This is a genomic window from Chitinophaga sancti, assembly GCF_034087045.1.
GTDB lineage: Bacteria > Bacteroidota > Bacteroidia > Chitinophagales > Chitinophagaceae > Chitinophaga > Chitinophaga sancti_B.
In genome coordinates this window covers 3,256,527-3,272,313 of the sequence record NZ_CP139247.1, presented here as the reverse complement: position 1 = coordinate 3,272,313, position 15,787 = coordinate 3,256,527, and the positions used below count along the sequence as shown (strand labels likewise).

Sequence of the window (15,787 nt, the reverse complement as noted above, 5' to 3'; positions counted from 1 at the left end):
GGTCAAACGCAGGTTTATGGCCTTACTCAAACATATCAATCCATTCTCGAAAACAAATGAAGATACCGGGTTCAGCGCTACGATCAGTAGTTATGGGGATCGTTTTATCAATAAAGACGGGAGTTTCAACCTCCGGAAAGAGGGTAATCGTATATGGGACAGGTATTCCCTTTTCCATATTATGCTGAACCTGCCAATATGGGCTTTTGTGCTGGTAATAGTGGGGGCTTTCATTGTGGTGAACCTTATTTATACAGGTATTTACCTGCTGATTGGGGCAGCGGAGTTACAGGGGATTAGTTCACATAATGCGTGGGGGATATTCAGGGAAGTCTATTATTTCAGTACAGAAACATTTACGACAGTGGGGTATGGCCGTGTCAACCCGGTAGGTGACGGGGCTAATTTTCTGGCTTCAATTGAGGCGATGAGTGGGTTTCTCTCATTTGCAGTGGTGACGGGGTTGATCTATGGACGTTTTGCCCGGCCAAAGGCGCATCTGGCATTTAGTAATCATGCGCTTATTACCCCTTTCAAGGGTGGTAATGCATTGATGTTCAGGTTTGCCTGTTATAAAGATGGGCATACGCTTACTGACGTGACGGTGCAGGTAAATGCGGCCATGCGGATACATGAGGAGGGGAAACAAACGTATCGGTATTATGAGTTACCGCTGGAAAGGCATAAGATCCAAAGTTTGCCGATGAACTGGACGGTGGTGCATGTGATAGATGATCAAAGCCCGTTGTTAGGGTTCACAGCGGAAGATATTAAGGTGGCGGATCTGGAATTGTATGTGTTGATCAAAGGGTTTAATGATATTTATTCAAATGTGGTGCAGCAAAGGACTTCGTATACTTTTCAGGAGATAAAGTATAATCATAAGTTTGTGCCTATGTATAGGGAGACGGAGAAGGGGACGGTATTGGAGATGCAAAAGATACATGATACGGTGGAAGTGGACGTAAATGGGGGGAGGATGGCAGTGAGTGCGGTGAGCTGATAAGATTTGATGGATATGCCCGTGAGTGGTGGTAGTTGAGAGGGCTTGATGCATTGACCGTGAGAGCGGTTAGCTAAAGGATTTGGTGGATATGCCAGTGAGTGGTGGTAGTTGAGAGGGCTTGATGCATTGCCAGTCAGTGCAGTTAGCTAACATTTTTATTCGCCCTGATCATTTCAGCGTACCCCATTTTTCTTGCGAGCCCGGTCACTGCCATCGCAATTCTTTTTGCTTTTGTACCCGGGGTTTTGGCACTTTCAATCCATTTCATAAAATAATTCCTATGGCCCTTAGGGAGTGTATTAAAAAAGGCCAAGGCATCCGGTTCATCTGACAAGCATTCCATAAATTCAGGAGAACTCACCGGATCAGGATTATCATCTACCTGGATCTGAACCTGCAACTCTGCACCTGCGCGCTTGCCCACACCTTTTCTCAGATCGGCATTCATCGCCATGATAAAATGTCCCTCACCCATAGGTATCAACGCGATACCTGCTATCTCAAATTTATCGAGCTTGCCTTTTACCCTGAAGGACTGCTTGTACCCGGGCTTCAGTTTTTCTGACAACTCAATGGGGATTTCGATATACGACCAGCCGGTCTTCTCCCCCATTTGTTCGAACTTTTTGATAGTGGCTTTGAATTTTATCATGCCGTAAATATAAAAAAAACGGTTTTGCCTCACGGCAAAACCGTTTTTTAAAATCAGGTTATATTGCTCGGTCAGTTTTCTTCACACCGAATGTAGCGGAAGGTTTGCTGCCCATATAAATTTCCATCTTACCACCTTTCATTACATCCTTATACAGGAAGAAAGACTTATTATAGTTTATACCATTCAGCACTACTTTCTGGATATACTTGTTCTCTTTACTATTGTCTTTTACCACAATATCAAATTTCTTATTCCCAGCTAATTTAATCACGGCTTCATCCATCAATGGAGAACCAAATACAAATGTACCGTTCATTGGGTTCATCGGATAGAAGCCCATTGCAGACAATACATACCATGCACTCATCTGCCCTGCATCTTCATTACCACACAATCCATCAGGCGCATTGGTATAATATTTCGTCATTACCTCTCTCACAATTTCCGCAGTTCTCCAGGGGCTACCGACCGCTGCATACAGGTAGCTTACGTGATGACTAGGCTCATTACCCTGTGCATACTGGCCAATCATACCAGATATATCAGGAGAGCTACCTTGTCCCAGGGAAGAAGACATATTAAAGAAAGAATCCAGTGTAGTTTGAAATTTCTTTTCACCAAACAGGTTTACGAGCCCTTTTGCATCCTGTGGTACCAGCCAGGTATATTGCCAGCCATTACCCTCGCAGAAGTCATTTGAACGATGTTTTGCTTCCAGCGGATCAAATGGTCTTTTAAAGCTACCATTTGCCAGTCTACCTACAAAATGCCCTTCTGAAGCGTCCCAGTATTGCTTATACAAACCCGCTCTTTTGGTGAAGTATGCAGCGTCTTTTGTTTTACCCAGTTTCTTTGCCATCTGTGCCACACCGAAATCAGCGATCGCATATTCCAGGCCCCAGGCTACAGATTCAATCGTCATACTATCCGCAGGAATGTATTTCAATTCCTGTACAAACTGTAAGCCGCTTACTTTTCTCATGGCAGTGTTCCTCACAGCTTCATATGCCAGTGCTACGTCCGCAGGATCGATCAGGCCTTTCTGGTAAGCATCAGCAATAATCGGAATAGCAGGATTACCAATCATACAATCAGTTTCGCAACCTTCCAGTGGCCATACCGGCAGGCGTCCCTGCTGTTGGTAAATCATCAGCATGGAGTGCACTATATCTTTTACCAGTGAAGGATCGATCACAGACATCAAAGGATGCAGACCGCGATAGGTATCCCACAGAGACATGCCGGTGTAATTTGTGAATTTCTGGTTGGTGTACACTTTTTTATCGGTGCCACGGTAATCGCCATTGTGATCGTTGAACACAGAAGGGAAGAAATGGCTGTGGTACAGGGCAGTATAGAAGGTTGTTTTCGTTGCATCATCTGCAGAGAAATCGATCTTGTTCAGATCTTTATTCCATGCCAGATCAGCAGCTGCTTTTACCTGTTCAAAGTTCCATCCTGGTATTTCGGCAGCGATGTTGCCCAGTGCATTCTCTTCACTCACCGGAGAAATACCTACTTTCAGGTAAATGTCAGCATTTTTAGCTGCATCAAAATACATCACGGCCTTTACACCTTTACCTTTTACGGCACCACCGGCTACTCCGTTATTAAGGTCGTAAAGATTTAACTGTGTGATAGGCTGAGATGTTTTGATCGCGAAGAACAGGCGTTGATCATTGGCCCATCCTTTGGAGAAGCGATAACCTACAAAAGTGGTATCATTTATTTTTTTAATAGTTGTCTCTACCGGAGCATCCCAACACATGGCAAATTCCAGGTCTATCAGCAGGTGAGCACTATCAGTATTATCATAATGATAATGGTGAAAACCTACTCTGGTAGTAGCTGTCAGCTCCGCCTTTACCTTGTATTTGTCGAGGTATACAGCGTAGTAACCTGGTTTTACCACTTCGCTGGCTTTTTTGAAATTGGAGCCATAACCGGTGTTCATATCCAGGCGGTGAGCGGGTTGTAATTCCAGGTGACCGCTGGCAGGCACGATCATCAGGTCATTGAGATCTCCGATACCGGTACCACTCAGGTGGGTATGCGTAAATCCAAGAATATCTTCACTGATGTAATTGTAGCCACTGCACCAATCCCATCCATTGAACTGATCCCAGGTCTGCATGGTTTGGCTGGGTCCGAGCTGCACGGCGCCGTAAGGCACGTTTGCACCAACGAACACGTGTCCATGGCCACGCGAGCCGATATAGGGATTAACGTATTGAGTAAGTGGTTTATCCTGTGCATGACCTGCCAGTGGCAACAGGCTGGATACCAGTAAAAAAGTTGAAAATAACATTGAAACTGTGCAATTCTTCTTCAATTCACATTAAATTTAGACCTGTTTATAAAATAAGTTGGCAAATAGCTTTCAAAACGTGACTATTGCCAAAAATAATAAAATAATCAGCAAAATATGTTAATCTGCGAAACAGCCCGACTGATTGTACGCAAGTTTACTATTGACGACGCTCAATTTATCTGTTCGTTGCTCAATTCTCCTACCTGGATCCAGTTTTTGGGTGACAGGAATATTCAGACAGTGGCGGATGCCCAGCAATACCTGACCAATGGCCCGTTGGCAAGTTATGCGTTGAGAGGGTTTGGATTGTATTTGGTAGCGATGAAAGATAGTGGAGTGCCCATTGGGATGAGTGGATTAATAAAAAGAGATGGGTTGGAATATGTAGATGTTGGTTTTGCGTTGCTGCCGGAATATATGGGACAGGGATACGCGTACGAGGCTACGAAAGCGGTGATGGATTATGGATATAATACGCTGCAGTTGCCACATATTGTGGCAATAGCGAGAGCGGATAATAAGAATTCACTGGCGTTGTTGGCGAAATTAGGGTTGAAATTTTCTGAAACGGTTATGTTGGCGGGGATTGAGCATCCATTGAGTTTGTTTAAATAGTGTGCATATTGGGTTTGTTAAATAGCGGATTCATTGAATGGTTGTGCATTCATTGGATTTGCTTTTAATAGCAGATCTTTTGAATGGCTATGCATTCATTGGATTTGCTTTTAATAGCAGATCTTTTGAATGGCTATTCATTCATCGGATTTGCTTTTAATAGCAGATCTTTTGAATAGCTATACATCCATTAGATTTGCTTTTAATAGCAGATCTTTTGAATAGCTATGCATCCATCGGATTTGCTTTTAATAGCAGATCTTTTGAATAGCTATGCATCCATCGGATTTGCTTTTAATAGCAGATCTTTTGAATGGCTATCATTCATCGGATTTGCTTTTAACAGCAGATCTTTTGAATGGCTATCATTCATCGGATTTGCTTTAAACAGCCAGCTCTCCTGATTCTTCCAATGGCAATACTGTTGCTTTAACCTCCACGGCAGCGGCAGTAGGCATTACTGGTGGCAAAGGTCCGAATATCAGCGCCTGATAAGGCGCCAGGGTTAAGTTCCCTCCTTCCAGTTCAAAAGTCAGCATATTATTGACTAAAGGTTCTATATCCGTTTCCATCAGGAATGGCAGCTTGTAGACAATGGTTTCTTTTGAAAAATTAAGCACCATTAAAAACATTGTCTTGTCCAGCGTACGCGTATACGTATATACCTGTGGATGCTCCGCATCATACAACTGATATTTCCCGTAAACCAATACCGGCTGGTGTTTGCGCAGCAGGACGACCTGTTTAAAAAACTGTAGTATAGACCGTTCGTCTTTTTCCTGCGCAGCTTCATTAATGAAGGTATAATTGTCATTTACTTTGATCCACGGCGTGCCATTAGTAAAGCCTGCGTATTTACTATCATCCCACTGAAAAGGTGTACGACTGTTATCCCTGGCCGCCATTTGCTGATCCAGTAAAAAGCGGGTGGTATCCTCCCCTTTGCTTTGCAGGTATTTGTACATATTGATGGTATCGATATCCTTATAGTCATCGATAGATTCAAAGCGGATATTCGTCATGCCAATCTCATCGCCGTTGTAAAAAATGGGCGTAGCGCGCATAGTGAGCAAAAAAGTAATCAGCATTTTCGCAGAGATCTCTCTATATGTTTCGATATCGCTCCCCCAGCGGCTCACCATTCTTGGCTGGTCATGATTGGTAAGATAAATAGTACCCCATCCACCTGTTTCGTAAATGCTATCCCAGCTTGTGTAGAGGCTTTTCAGTGCTACAAGGTCAATACCTTTTGGATCAGGACGTTTGTAGGCATCTTTGAGATAACCCAGGTGCATGCCTTCAAAATGGTAGAGCATGTGGAGTTCTTTCCTGTTTTCTTCAACAAAGTGTAAAGCCTCGTCAATCGTGATTCCTGCAGCTTCGGCGAGGGTAGTGATATCAGTACCTTCGAGCACTTCCTTATTCATCTCCTGCAGGTAGTCATGCAGATGAGGTCCATGTGCGTAATACGCGCCCCAGTCGTGGGTCCTGATCTCCGGCCAGGCGGTATCTTTACTAATGTAGCAAATAGCATCCAGTCGGAAACCATCTACCCCTTTTTTGATCCAGAAGCGCATAATATCGTATACTTCTTTTCGCACCTGTGGATTTTCCCAGTTCAGGTCCGGCATTTTTGCAGAGAAGTAATGAAGGTAATAGCTATCAGTCGCTTTGTTGTAAGTCCATGCCTGGCCTGTTGGATCAAAATGACTGAACCTGAAAGGTGGTTTCCCTTTTTCAGCGGGCCACCAGTGATAGTAGTTGTAATAACGATTTTCTCTTGACAGGCGGGCTTCTTTGAACCATGGATGTTCATCACTGGTATGATTCACAACCAGGTCCAGCAGCAATTTTATTTTTCGTTGATGCAGTCCTTGCAATAAGGTATCGAACTCCTGCATGGTGCCATACTCTTTCATGATATCATAATAGTTGCTGATATCATAACCATTGTCATCGTTGGGAGAGCCGAAAATCGGGTTGAGCCATACGGTGTCTATACCCAGGCTTTCAAGATAATCCAGTTTCGATATAATACCCGCCAGATCGCCAATTCCGTCATTGTTACTGTCTTTAAAGCTACGGGGATATATTTGGTAAATGATACTTTCTTTCCACCACATAGGAATTATTTTTCCTGGTGAAGGTGCAATTTTTAAGCCGGTCATACTGTAGAAATATAACATCGTAAACCCACTGGCATATTATTTTCAGTAAGTTGTTAAAACTGACTTCATTGAGAACTACATATACATTTACCGGATCTACTATTCTTGACAATGGAGCCGGATTATTTAGTGTTTGGGCGCCCTTCAGAGAATCTGTTGCATTGTCAGTGATAACACCGGAGTCCGCCACGATCCCCATGCAACGGGATGACGATGGCTATTGGCAGGTAGTGGTGCCTTCGGTTACACCTGGTATGACTTACAACTATATACTGGATGGGCAGTTGAAACGTCCTGACCCTGCATCGCGTTATCAGCCTGAAGGTGTACATGGGCCGTCAGCACTGGTAGAGGACAATTTCAAATGGTCTGACGAAGGGTGGAAAGGACGCGAGTTGAACGAGATGATTATCTACGAATTGCATGTAGGAACTTTCACACCGTTGCAGAATTTCAAGGGTGTGCTTTCAAAGCTCAGTTATCTCCGCTCATTGGGGATAAATGCCATCGAGATCATGCCCATTGCTCAGTTCCCCGGTCATCGTAACTGGGGGTATGATGGTGTATATCCTTATGCAGTGCATAATACCTATGGTACACCGAATGAACTGAAAGCGCTGGTAAACGTTGCACATCAATATGGGATTGCAGTGATACTTGATGTAGTATATAATCATCTGGGGCCGGAGGGAGCGTACTTTTCAGATTTTGGTCCATGGTATACGGAGAAATACAGAACACCGTGGGGTGCAGCGATCAACTTTGATGATCACTATTCAGATGCGGTGAGGGCGTATTACATCCGCAATGCGCTGATGTGGCTGGAAGAGTTTCATATAGATGGATTGCGGCTGGATGCGGTGCATGCCATCTGGGATAGCAGTGCGAAGCATTTTACAGAAGAACTGGGTGAGGCGGTGACAGCATTGTCGCATGCCACAGGCAGGAAGAAAATTCTTATAGCAGAAATAGATTTCAACAATCCAAGGTATATCATGCCAACAGATCAATGTGGATATGGTATGCATGGACAATGGGTAGATGAGTTTCATCATGCGCTGCATGTGGTGCTGACGAAAGAGAAGGATGGGTATTATGAAGATTTTGACGGATTGCCTTCGCTGGCGAAAGCATGGAGAGATAGTTATGTGTATACGGGGCAATATTCACCACATAGAAAGCGAAAGTTTGGGGTGATGCCACAGGCGATACCTTACGACAGGTTTATTGTGTTTACACAAAATCATGATCAGATAGGTAACAGAATGTCAGGAGACCGGTTGGCATCACAATTACCATTGGAGGCGAATAAACTGGCGGCAGCGATGTTATTGTTATCTCCGCATACGCCGATGTTGTTTATGGGAGAGGAATATGGGGAGAAGCGGCCATTTTTGTATTTCACGGATCATGGGGATGAAGATCTTTCCAGGGCGGTGAGTGAGGGGCGTAAAAATGAATTTAAAGCCTTTTCATGGGCGGGCGATGTACCTGATCCACAGTCGGACCATACATTTTCGCAGTCCATTCTTTCGTGGCCGGCGCCGGGACCGTTATTAGAATATTATCGTTATCTGATAGCGTTGAGAAAGACGAGAAGAGCGTTGTTGAATACAGATAGAGATAATATATGGGTGAACATGCCGCAACCCGGAGATGTTATATTATCGGTAGAACGTGCGGGCAATGATGACCGTTTGTTGTTACTGTTTAATTGCAGTGAAGAGCAGGCGGTGTTTGTGCATAATCGTCCTCATTTGTTACATAAAAAGTTTGATTCTTCTGTCGCTATCTGGCAGGGGCCTGGGCCTACGGCGCCGGATGAAGTGAAGGAGGGTATTGCTATTACTTTACAACCATACTCAGCTATAATTTATGAGATCTTATAATCCGCCAACCGCTACATATCGTATTCAGTTTCATGCAGGGTTTACATTTAAGCAATTGAAAGAAATCATACCGTATTTGCATGCACTGGGTATCTCGACTATCTATGCGTCGCCTATCTTCAAAGCGGCGCCGGGGAGTGAGCATGGATATGATGTGACGAATCCGCATTGTATCAATCCGGCTATCGGAACGATAGATGAGTTACGAGAAATTCATGTGCTTTTGCGGGAGCATGATATGACCTGGCTGCAGGATATAGTGCCGAATCACATGGCTTTTCATGCAGAGAATACGCGATTGTATGATGTAATGGAGCGGGGGCCGCTTTCTCCTTACTACGCTTATTTTGATATTGACTGGCATCATCCTGATTTTGCGGGCAAGCTGATGACACCTTTTTTGGGAAAGCCTTTAGAGGATTGTATTCGTGATGGGGAGATAAAGTTGGGGGTATCTTCGGCAGGGTTTACAGTGAAGTATTTTGAACAGGTGTTTCCGTTGTCGGTGACGGCGTATGATCTGATGAGTGAGCAGCTTGCTGACAGTGATGCAATGCCGTTGATTAAGTTGTTTTCATCATTGTATCAGCGGGCTACTGCGGGAACCTCACTTGATGACTGGAGCAATCAGAAGCTGGCATTGATGGCGGAGGTACGGGATCTTTCGATGTTGCAGGCATTGATGGATAAGGTGAATAATAACCTGGGGCTATTGGCTAAAATTTTAGGGAAACAATATTATCAGCTGACGTATTGGGGGGATGCAGATAAGGCAATCAATTACAGGCGGTTCTTTACAGTGAATGAGTTGATTACGTTGAGGATGGAGACGCCCGAAGTGTTTAATGAGTATCATACATTTCTGCATCGTTTGTATAGGGAGAATCTGGTGCAGGGGTTGAGGATTGATCATATAGATGGATTGCAGGATCCTGGGGGGTATATAGACAAATTGCAACAGTTATTTGGGAGTAAATGCTATATGATAGCGGAGAAGATATTACAGGAGCGGGAGAGTTTGCCGAGGGAATGGGCATTGCAGGGGACGACGGGGTATGAGTTTCTTTCATTTACGAATCATTTGTTGAGTAACCGGGAGGGGGTGTTGGCGCTGCAGCAATTTTATCAGACGCTGGTACCGGGAGAATATGATAAGCTGGTTTTGGAGAAAAAGAGGCTGATTTTGGAGCGATATATGGGTGGGGAATGGGATAATCTTGTTCGGTTGTGTTATTCGCTAAAATTGGCGGATGCGCGGGTTAACAGGGATTTATTGAAGGAGGCGATTGGGTTGTTTATGATTTGTTTGCCGGTGTATAGGTTGTATTTGAGGCCGGATAGTGGTTATGGGTTTGGTGGCGGTTCGGGGAGTGGTGCTGGTTCAGGCGCAGGTGGAGGGTTTGGTTTTGGTGGTGGGTTTGGGTCGAGTGGTGGATCGGGTGGTAGTTCGGGTGGTGGGTTTGGATTTGGCGGTGGGTTTGGGTCAAGTGGTGGTTCGGGAGGCAGTTCGGGTAGTGGGTTTGGATTTGGCGGTGGGTTTGGGTCAGGTAGTGGTGCAGGTTCAAGTGGTGGTACGGGTGGTGGTTTTGCTGGTTTTGGCGCTGGTTCGGGTTATGGATCAGGTTATGGCTCGGGGGCTATTTCAGGGTATGGATCAGGGTATGGCTCCGATGCAGGTCAGGGAGATGCATCCCTTTCAGAGCAGGTAGCTTTTACATTTGCGCGCATGCGTACATTGAACAGATCGGCAGAATCGGCGATATTATTATTGGAACAATGGTGGGAGCAAAATAAGTTGCCGTTTTTAATGCGGTTGATGCAGTTTACGGGGCCATTAACGGCAAAAGGTGTGGAGGATACGACTTTTTATGTGTACAATGCCTTGCTGTCGCATAACGAAGTGGGTGATAGCCCGGTTGCTGCGCCTGTCAATTTCCATCAATTAATGATTTTCCGTCAGCAGCAGACGCCGCATTCATTAAATACGACAACTACGCATGATACCAAACGAGGGGAAGATGGGCGGATCAGGTTGAATATGTTGAGTTTGTTTGTAGACGAATGGAAGGACCTGATTGGGCAATGGCGGGAAATCAATCAGCCGGCACCGCTATTGAATGACGAGTATTTTATTTATCAGAGCATTATCAGTGGGTATTCAGATGGGATTTCTGTTGAACGGCTGCAACAATATGTAATCAAAGCCCTCAGGGAGGGAAAAGTAAATTCAAGCTGGGCTTCGCCGGATGAGGAGTATGAACGGAACGCGACTGAGTTCATTTCCAGAATATTGCAAAATAAACGCTTTTTAGATACCCTGGTGCCCTTTATAGCAAAGCTGGATAGCTATGCATATACCAGTTCACTGGCACAAACACTGGTGAAGCTAACAGCCCCTGGAATTCCGGATACCTATCAGGGTACAGAGTTATGGGATTACAGCTATGTAGACCCTGATAACCGCCGGCCGGTGGATTATGGAATACGCTTTGACCTTTTAAAATCATTAAAAGACCTTTCTGGTCCGGCATTGTTTGACTATTTGGGGAGTCATCGTAAACAGGGTGCAGAGAAACTTTTTCTCACTTACAAAGCGTTGCATTGCAGGAAGGATTTTCCCAACCTCTTTTTAGAAGGTGATTATCTGCCATTGCAAAGTAGTGGGTCAAATGTGTTGGCATTTGCGAGAGTATACCGGCAGGAATGGGTGATTGTGATTATTCCCCTCCCCGATTTACAACCGGTAGTTGCTTCGATCTTATTACCTACGGGTGCACCGGAGCGTTGGAAAAATATTTTTTCGGAGGAAGTAATTGAGGTAAAAGGCAGTATAGGAGCGGAAGTAGCGTTAAAAAACTTTCCAGTAGCGATGTTAATTCCAGAAAATAGCTAAGGAAAAATTTGGAGGAAAAGAAAAAGTGCGTACTTTTGCAATCCCTTAACACGGAATCAGTTGCCCAGATGGCGAAATTGGTAGACGCACTGTGTTCAGGTCGCAGCGCTCGCAAGGGTGTGCTGGTTCGAATCCAGTTCTGGGCACAAAATGGCTCTGTAATCAATTGATTTACAGGGCCATTTTTAATTTCTGCTTGTCAATAATTCATAGGTTTTAACGCATTCTACCACTATTATTGACACATAATTGACAAGCAAAATACTACCTATAACTTACCTTCACTATGTAGGGAGCATCAAAGATTTTTTTCGAAAAAGAGCTCTAATGAGAAGATCAAAAAACTAACTGTCCTTTCTTATTGAATACAATGTATGACGGCAAACCTTTATGCCACCAGCGTAAACGCCCCATTTATACTTATAATTATTGATATTTCTTACCTTACATAACTTTTAATTAAAAGTTCTTTGTTGTTTCATACTTAAATTATTATCGAATTATGAATTGGAATCAACTTCTTTTAAATGAGACCTTCAGGCCGAGAAGTCCCCTTAAATCATTTGACGGTAGAGATCATTTTGAAAATGACTATAGCCGAATTATTTCTAGCTCATTTATTCGACGCTTACAGGATAAAACCCAAGTTTTCCCTTTGCATGAAAGTGATTTTATAAGAACGCGTCTCACTCATTCCCTGGAAGTATCTTCTATAGCTAGATCTCTAGGAAAAAGTGTAGAAAAAGCACTAGTGGAGAAGAAAGAATTAAGCGCTGACTTATCAGGTCAAATTCCCTCGCTATTAGCGGTAGCTGGCTTAGTTCATGACTTAGGCAATCCACCTTTCGGACACTTTGGGGAATCTGCAATAAGACATTTTTTTGATGCTTTTTTCTCGAACACTACCTTGAATGAGAATTGGACTTCTCAAGAAAAGGAAGATTTTTTAAAATTCGATGGAAATGTTCAAACACTAAGAATTTTACGAAAGCTTCAGTACTTAGGAGATGATTTTAGCTATAACCTTACTTTGCCGACTTTAGCAAGTATCATTAAATATCCAAGGAGTTCTATCCATGGTAATAAAGGAAAAAGTACTGGTAATATTGCAGACAAAAAATTTGGCTATTTTACTACTGAAGAATTAGACTACAAATACATCAACGATAAACTTGGTTTACAGAATGAAAGACACCCCGTTGTCTACTTACTCGAAGCAGCCGATGATATTGCCTATTCAGCTGCTGATATAGAAGATGGTGTAAAACTAGGAACTTTAGATTTTGAGAAAATCTATGAAATATTTGAGAATGTATTAAAAGGAGGAACTGGCTTAGAAGAAAAGACCCTTGCTGAATTAAAAAATATTTATGGCGAATTTAAGCATGCAGGTCCCGACAGGTTAAATTTAACCGTTAATAAATTTAGGATATTCACACAAGGAATAATGATTCAAGAGACTATTAATGAGTTTTTAAACGGCTATTCCACAATCATGAATGGTAACTATAAAACAGAATTAATATCAAATTGCGCAGCTAAAAACATTAGAAAAGGGTATCAAGAATTATCTAATTTAGTATTTAAACATAAAGGAATTATACAAGCGGAATTAGCTGGTTGGGAAGTGCTTCAAGGGTTATTGAAAATTTTCGTCCCAGCTTCATTGAACAAAAAATTTTGTGCTAATGGTAATAGTTATGAATCAAGACTATATAACATGATTTCTATTAGTTTAAGAAATATGTTTGAGAACCATACAAATATTTATTCAGGAACCAATCAAGAATATAGAAAATTTCAACTTATAATTGACTTCATAAGCGGAATGACAGACTCGTATGCATTAAAATACTATCAAAGATTGAAGGGCATCATATTATAAAATGATTTTAAAAGAAAGTCAACAAAAGAATGAATTTATTAAGCTTTTCCTTGCGCAGTTTGAAAAAACTCGCAAGGAGAATCCTTCTTTAAACAAATTTATCTATGAAGTAAGTCTTTTCAACAATATATATATTGTTGGCGGATTTCTCCGCAATGTTATTAATGAAGATACGCCACGAGATCTAGATATGATTATAGGTATGAGTAAAGGCGAACTAGACGATGTTATAAAAGCCTGTTTCACTGACTTTGACGAAAACCGCTTGGGGGGATATAAAATAAAATTAGAAAAAATAGCTATTGATGTTTGGAGTATTGACGATAATTGGGCTTTTAAGGAAGATCTTATTAAAAATATAAAAATTAATCACATTGAAAAAATAGCTCAAGGAACATTCTTTAATTTTGACTCATTAGTACTCGATCTTCATAAACTTAAAAGCAGTTTTAAATATTACAACAGCTGCGCAATTAACAAAGAGTTAGATATTCTAAAAAAGAATTCAAAATATAAGAAGCTAAATCCAACAAGAGAGGCAAACGTATTACGTGCTTTTTACCTCCGAGCTAAGTATGGTTTGTCATATTCTCCACAATTAAGAAATTATATGATTGAACAATTAAACTATTTAGCTCAGGTAAATTCTAATCCATTACCCAAATTACTGCAAACTTTGGATAAATATAAAAAATATCAAGACCTGTTATCAAAGGCATCAATTGAATTTCTAATCAATGAAGTATATAATTATCCAGATCAAAAGAAACAAGATGATAAAAATGATACGCAACAAACACTTTTTTAAAAAAATTAGGAACTATTTCATGAAGTATGTAAACTTGGAAAATCGAGGATTTTAACTAGCTAAATTCGTACCCAACTCCCAAATATAGTAAAGAACTGATTAAGGATCATGCCCCAGTTTCTAATGGGCTTCACTGCAGTCCAAAACTGCCGTTTTGTTGAAATGGATCAACGTTCAGGTTTAGGGACAAATTAATAAGCTTACAACAGTTAAACGTCAGATGTACGGAAGACGTAGTTTCGATCTATTAAGACGCAGGCTGATATTGAATTTTGATTAAACTTATAAAGTGTCTTTTATCACCAAAATTGACGAAAAGCCGGTATGCTACGTTATGGGTGGACCAATGACCTCCGTTTTAGACACTGTGTTAATGCAGAAGAATGATGGTTCTGTAAAAAGTTACTTGTTACTATCATAACTTAGGGACGAAAGCTAAAATACAACGGCCACCAATAACCATAATGCTTTTCAATAAATCACGTCTTGAATTTTTATATTCGTATAAATAGGTCATATGAGACAAGGCTCTGATGCCACCATCTTCTGGAAAAAATATAGCTTGTTAAATACGTCTGCATATTTAACAGAAAAAAAATGTGATAAAAAAAATTATTGCCGATTCTGCAAGGGAGATTCTACACAAACAGTCTTTTCGGAAATCCCCCTATTACCAGAATTGCTTGGCAAAAACCAGGTGCATACCTGTGAGGAATGCGATAAATGCAACGATATATTTAGTGATTATGAGTCACATTTAGCTACATTCATTCGTCCTTTTATGACCATACTAGGGATTAGGAGCAAAAATAAAGTTCCTACTTTTCAATCCAGATCCATTGGCGGAAATAACGGTTCGGTTACCAGGATTAGCTACCATGATGAAAGTAATCGTAAATTATACGTAGGTCTAGATAAGGATTTAATAATTGATAAAGACAACCATATGCTGAGCATTCTTTTCAGATATCCTCCTTATATTCCGACTAAAATTTACAAAGCGCTAGTTAAAATCGGAAGGTCCTTATTACCTAAAGACTTTGACAGTCATTGTTCGCATATTTATCAATGGCTCTTATCAGAACACGAAGATCTGGACTATGTCAGATATGGATTTATGACAACACTCAATGGTATGTACTGGCCGAGTCCTTCAGCGGAGTTATATCAGGCAAATCGTTTACATACAAAACAGGAAGAATATCCAGAATACACACTTGTTTTAAGGTTTGCTAACCAAGTGTTTCAGATATTTTTACCCTTCACCGATGTTCAAAGGCGTATTCATAACAACAAACGTACGCTATGCTTAGAACTGATGCCGGCAGCGATTTACAATTTTTCAAATGGGAAGCAGAAAGTTTACCAAATTATACCTTTCGAATTTGGATGTAATTATCCGGTAACTGATAACAGAAAGCTACAATTTAAATTTTCAGAGATGCAGTCATACCATACAAAAGAATAATGCAGCTCCATAAGCTGCGAACATCCAGACCTTGTTATAAGAATGTAAATGTCGGCTTCATTTAGCCTCTCTTCAACTCAACAACCTGA

10 protein-coding genes and 1 tRNA gene are annotated in these 15,787 nt (G+C 41.7%); 8 read left to right on the top strand and 3 right to left on the bottom strand.

The window, feature by feature from the left end:
• Window positions 1–16: 16 nt before the first annotated feature.
• Window positions 17–1,003, top strand: a complete 987-nt coding sequence (locus SIO70_RS13680; protein WP_320581416.1) for an ion channel — start codon at window positions 17–19, stop codon at window positions 1,001–1,003.
• A 145-nt stretch (window positions 1,004–1,148) separates the two neighbouring features.
• Here SIO70_RS13680 and SIO70_RS13675 read toward each other — a convergent pair whose 3' ends face one another.
• The gene (locus SIO70_RS13675) at window positions 1,149–1,658 is read right to left on the bottom strand and encodes a YdeI/OmpD-associated family protein (protein WP_320581415.1); all 510 of its coding nucleotides are present in this window, start codon (window positions 1,656–1,658) and stop codon (window positions 1,149–1,151) included.
• Window positions 1,659–1,716: 58 nt separating this feature from the next.
• Window positions 1,717–3,969 carry a GH92 family glycosyl hydrolase gene (locus tag SIO70_RS13670; protein ID WP_320581414.1) on the bottom strand — a complete coding sequence of 751 codons (2,253 nt, stop codon included), beginning with the start codon at window positions 3,967–3,969 and terminating at the stop codon, window positions 1,717–1,719.
• 117 nt (window positions 3,970–4,086) lie between these two features.
• Between SIO70_RS13670 and SIO70_RS13665 the strand changes: the two genes are divergently transcribed.
• On the top strand, window positions 4,087–4,587 hold the full coding sequence (locus SIO70_RS13665) for a GNAT family N-acetyltransferase (protein ID WP_320581413.1): 501 nt from the start codon (window positions 4,087–4,089) through the stop codon (window positions 4,585–4,587).
• Between the two features lie 383 nt (window positions 4,588–4,970).
• On the opposite strand, the gene SIO70_RS13660 is transcribed toward SIO70_RS13665, so the two are convergent.
• Complete coding sequence (locus tag SIO70_RS13660) at window positions 4,971–6,710, bottom strand: alpha-glucosidase (protein WP_320581412.1); 1,740 nt, start codon at window positions 6,708–6,710, stop codon at window positions 4,971–4,973.
• Between the two features lie 113 nt (window positions 6,711–6,823).
• Between SIO70_RS13660 and treZ the strand changes: the two genes are divergently transcribed.
• The 6 genes from treZ (at window position 6,824) to SIO70_RS13630 (ending at window position 15,698) form a co-directional block, all read left to right on the top strand.
• Entirely contained in the window at window positions 6,824–8,644 is a 1,821-nt protein-coding gene (gene treZ / locus SIO70_RS13655) for a malto-oligosyltrehalose trehalohydrolase (RefSeq protein WP_320581411.1), read from the top strand.
• On the top strand, window positions 8,631–11,537 hold the full coding sequence (locus SIO70_RS13650) for a malto-oligosyltrehalose synthase (RefSeq protein ID WP_320581410.1): 2,907 nt from the start codon (window positions 8,631–8,633) through the stop codon (window positions 11,535–11,537). The genes treZ and SIO70_RS13650 overlap by 14 nt, the downstream gene beginning before the upstream one ends.
• A gap of 62 nt (window positions 11,538–11,599) precedes the next feature.
• Window positions 11,600–11,683, top strand: a tRNA-Leu gene (locus tag SIO70_RS13645).
• Between the two features lie 356 nt (window positions 11,684–12,039).
• Window positions 12,040–13,422 (top strand): dGTP triphosphohydrolase, encoded by a 1,383-nt coding sequence (gene dgt, locus SIO70_RS13640; protein WP_320581409.1) that lies wholly within the window; start codon window positions 12,040–12,042, stop codon window positions 13,420–13,422.
• Between the two features lies 1 nt (window position 13,423).
• Entirely contained in the window at window positions 13,424–14,230 is an 807-nt protein-coding gene (locus tag SIO70_RS13635; RefSeq protein ID WP_320581408.1) for a hypothetical protein, read from the top strand.
• A gap of 517 nt (window positions 14,231–14,747) precedes the next feature.
• On the top strand, window positions 14,748–15,698 hold the full coding sequence (locus SIO70_RS13630) for a hypothetical protein (RefSeq protein ID WP_320581407.1): 951 nt from the start codon (window positions 14,748–14,750) through the stop codon (window positions 15,696–15,698).
• The last annotated feature ends 89 nt before the right edge of the window (window positions 15,699–15,787 follow it).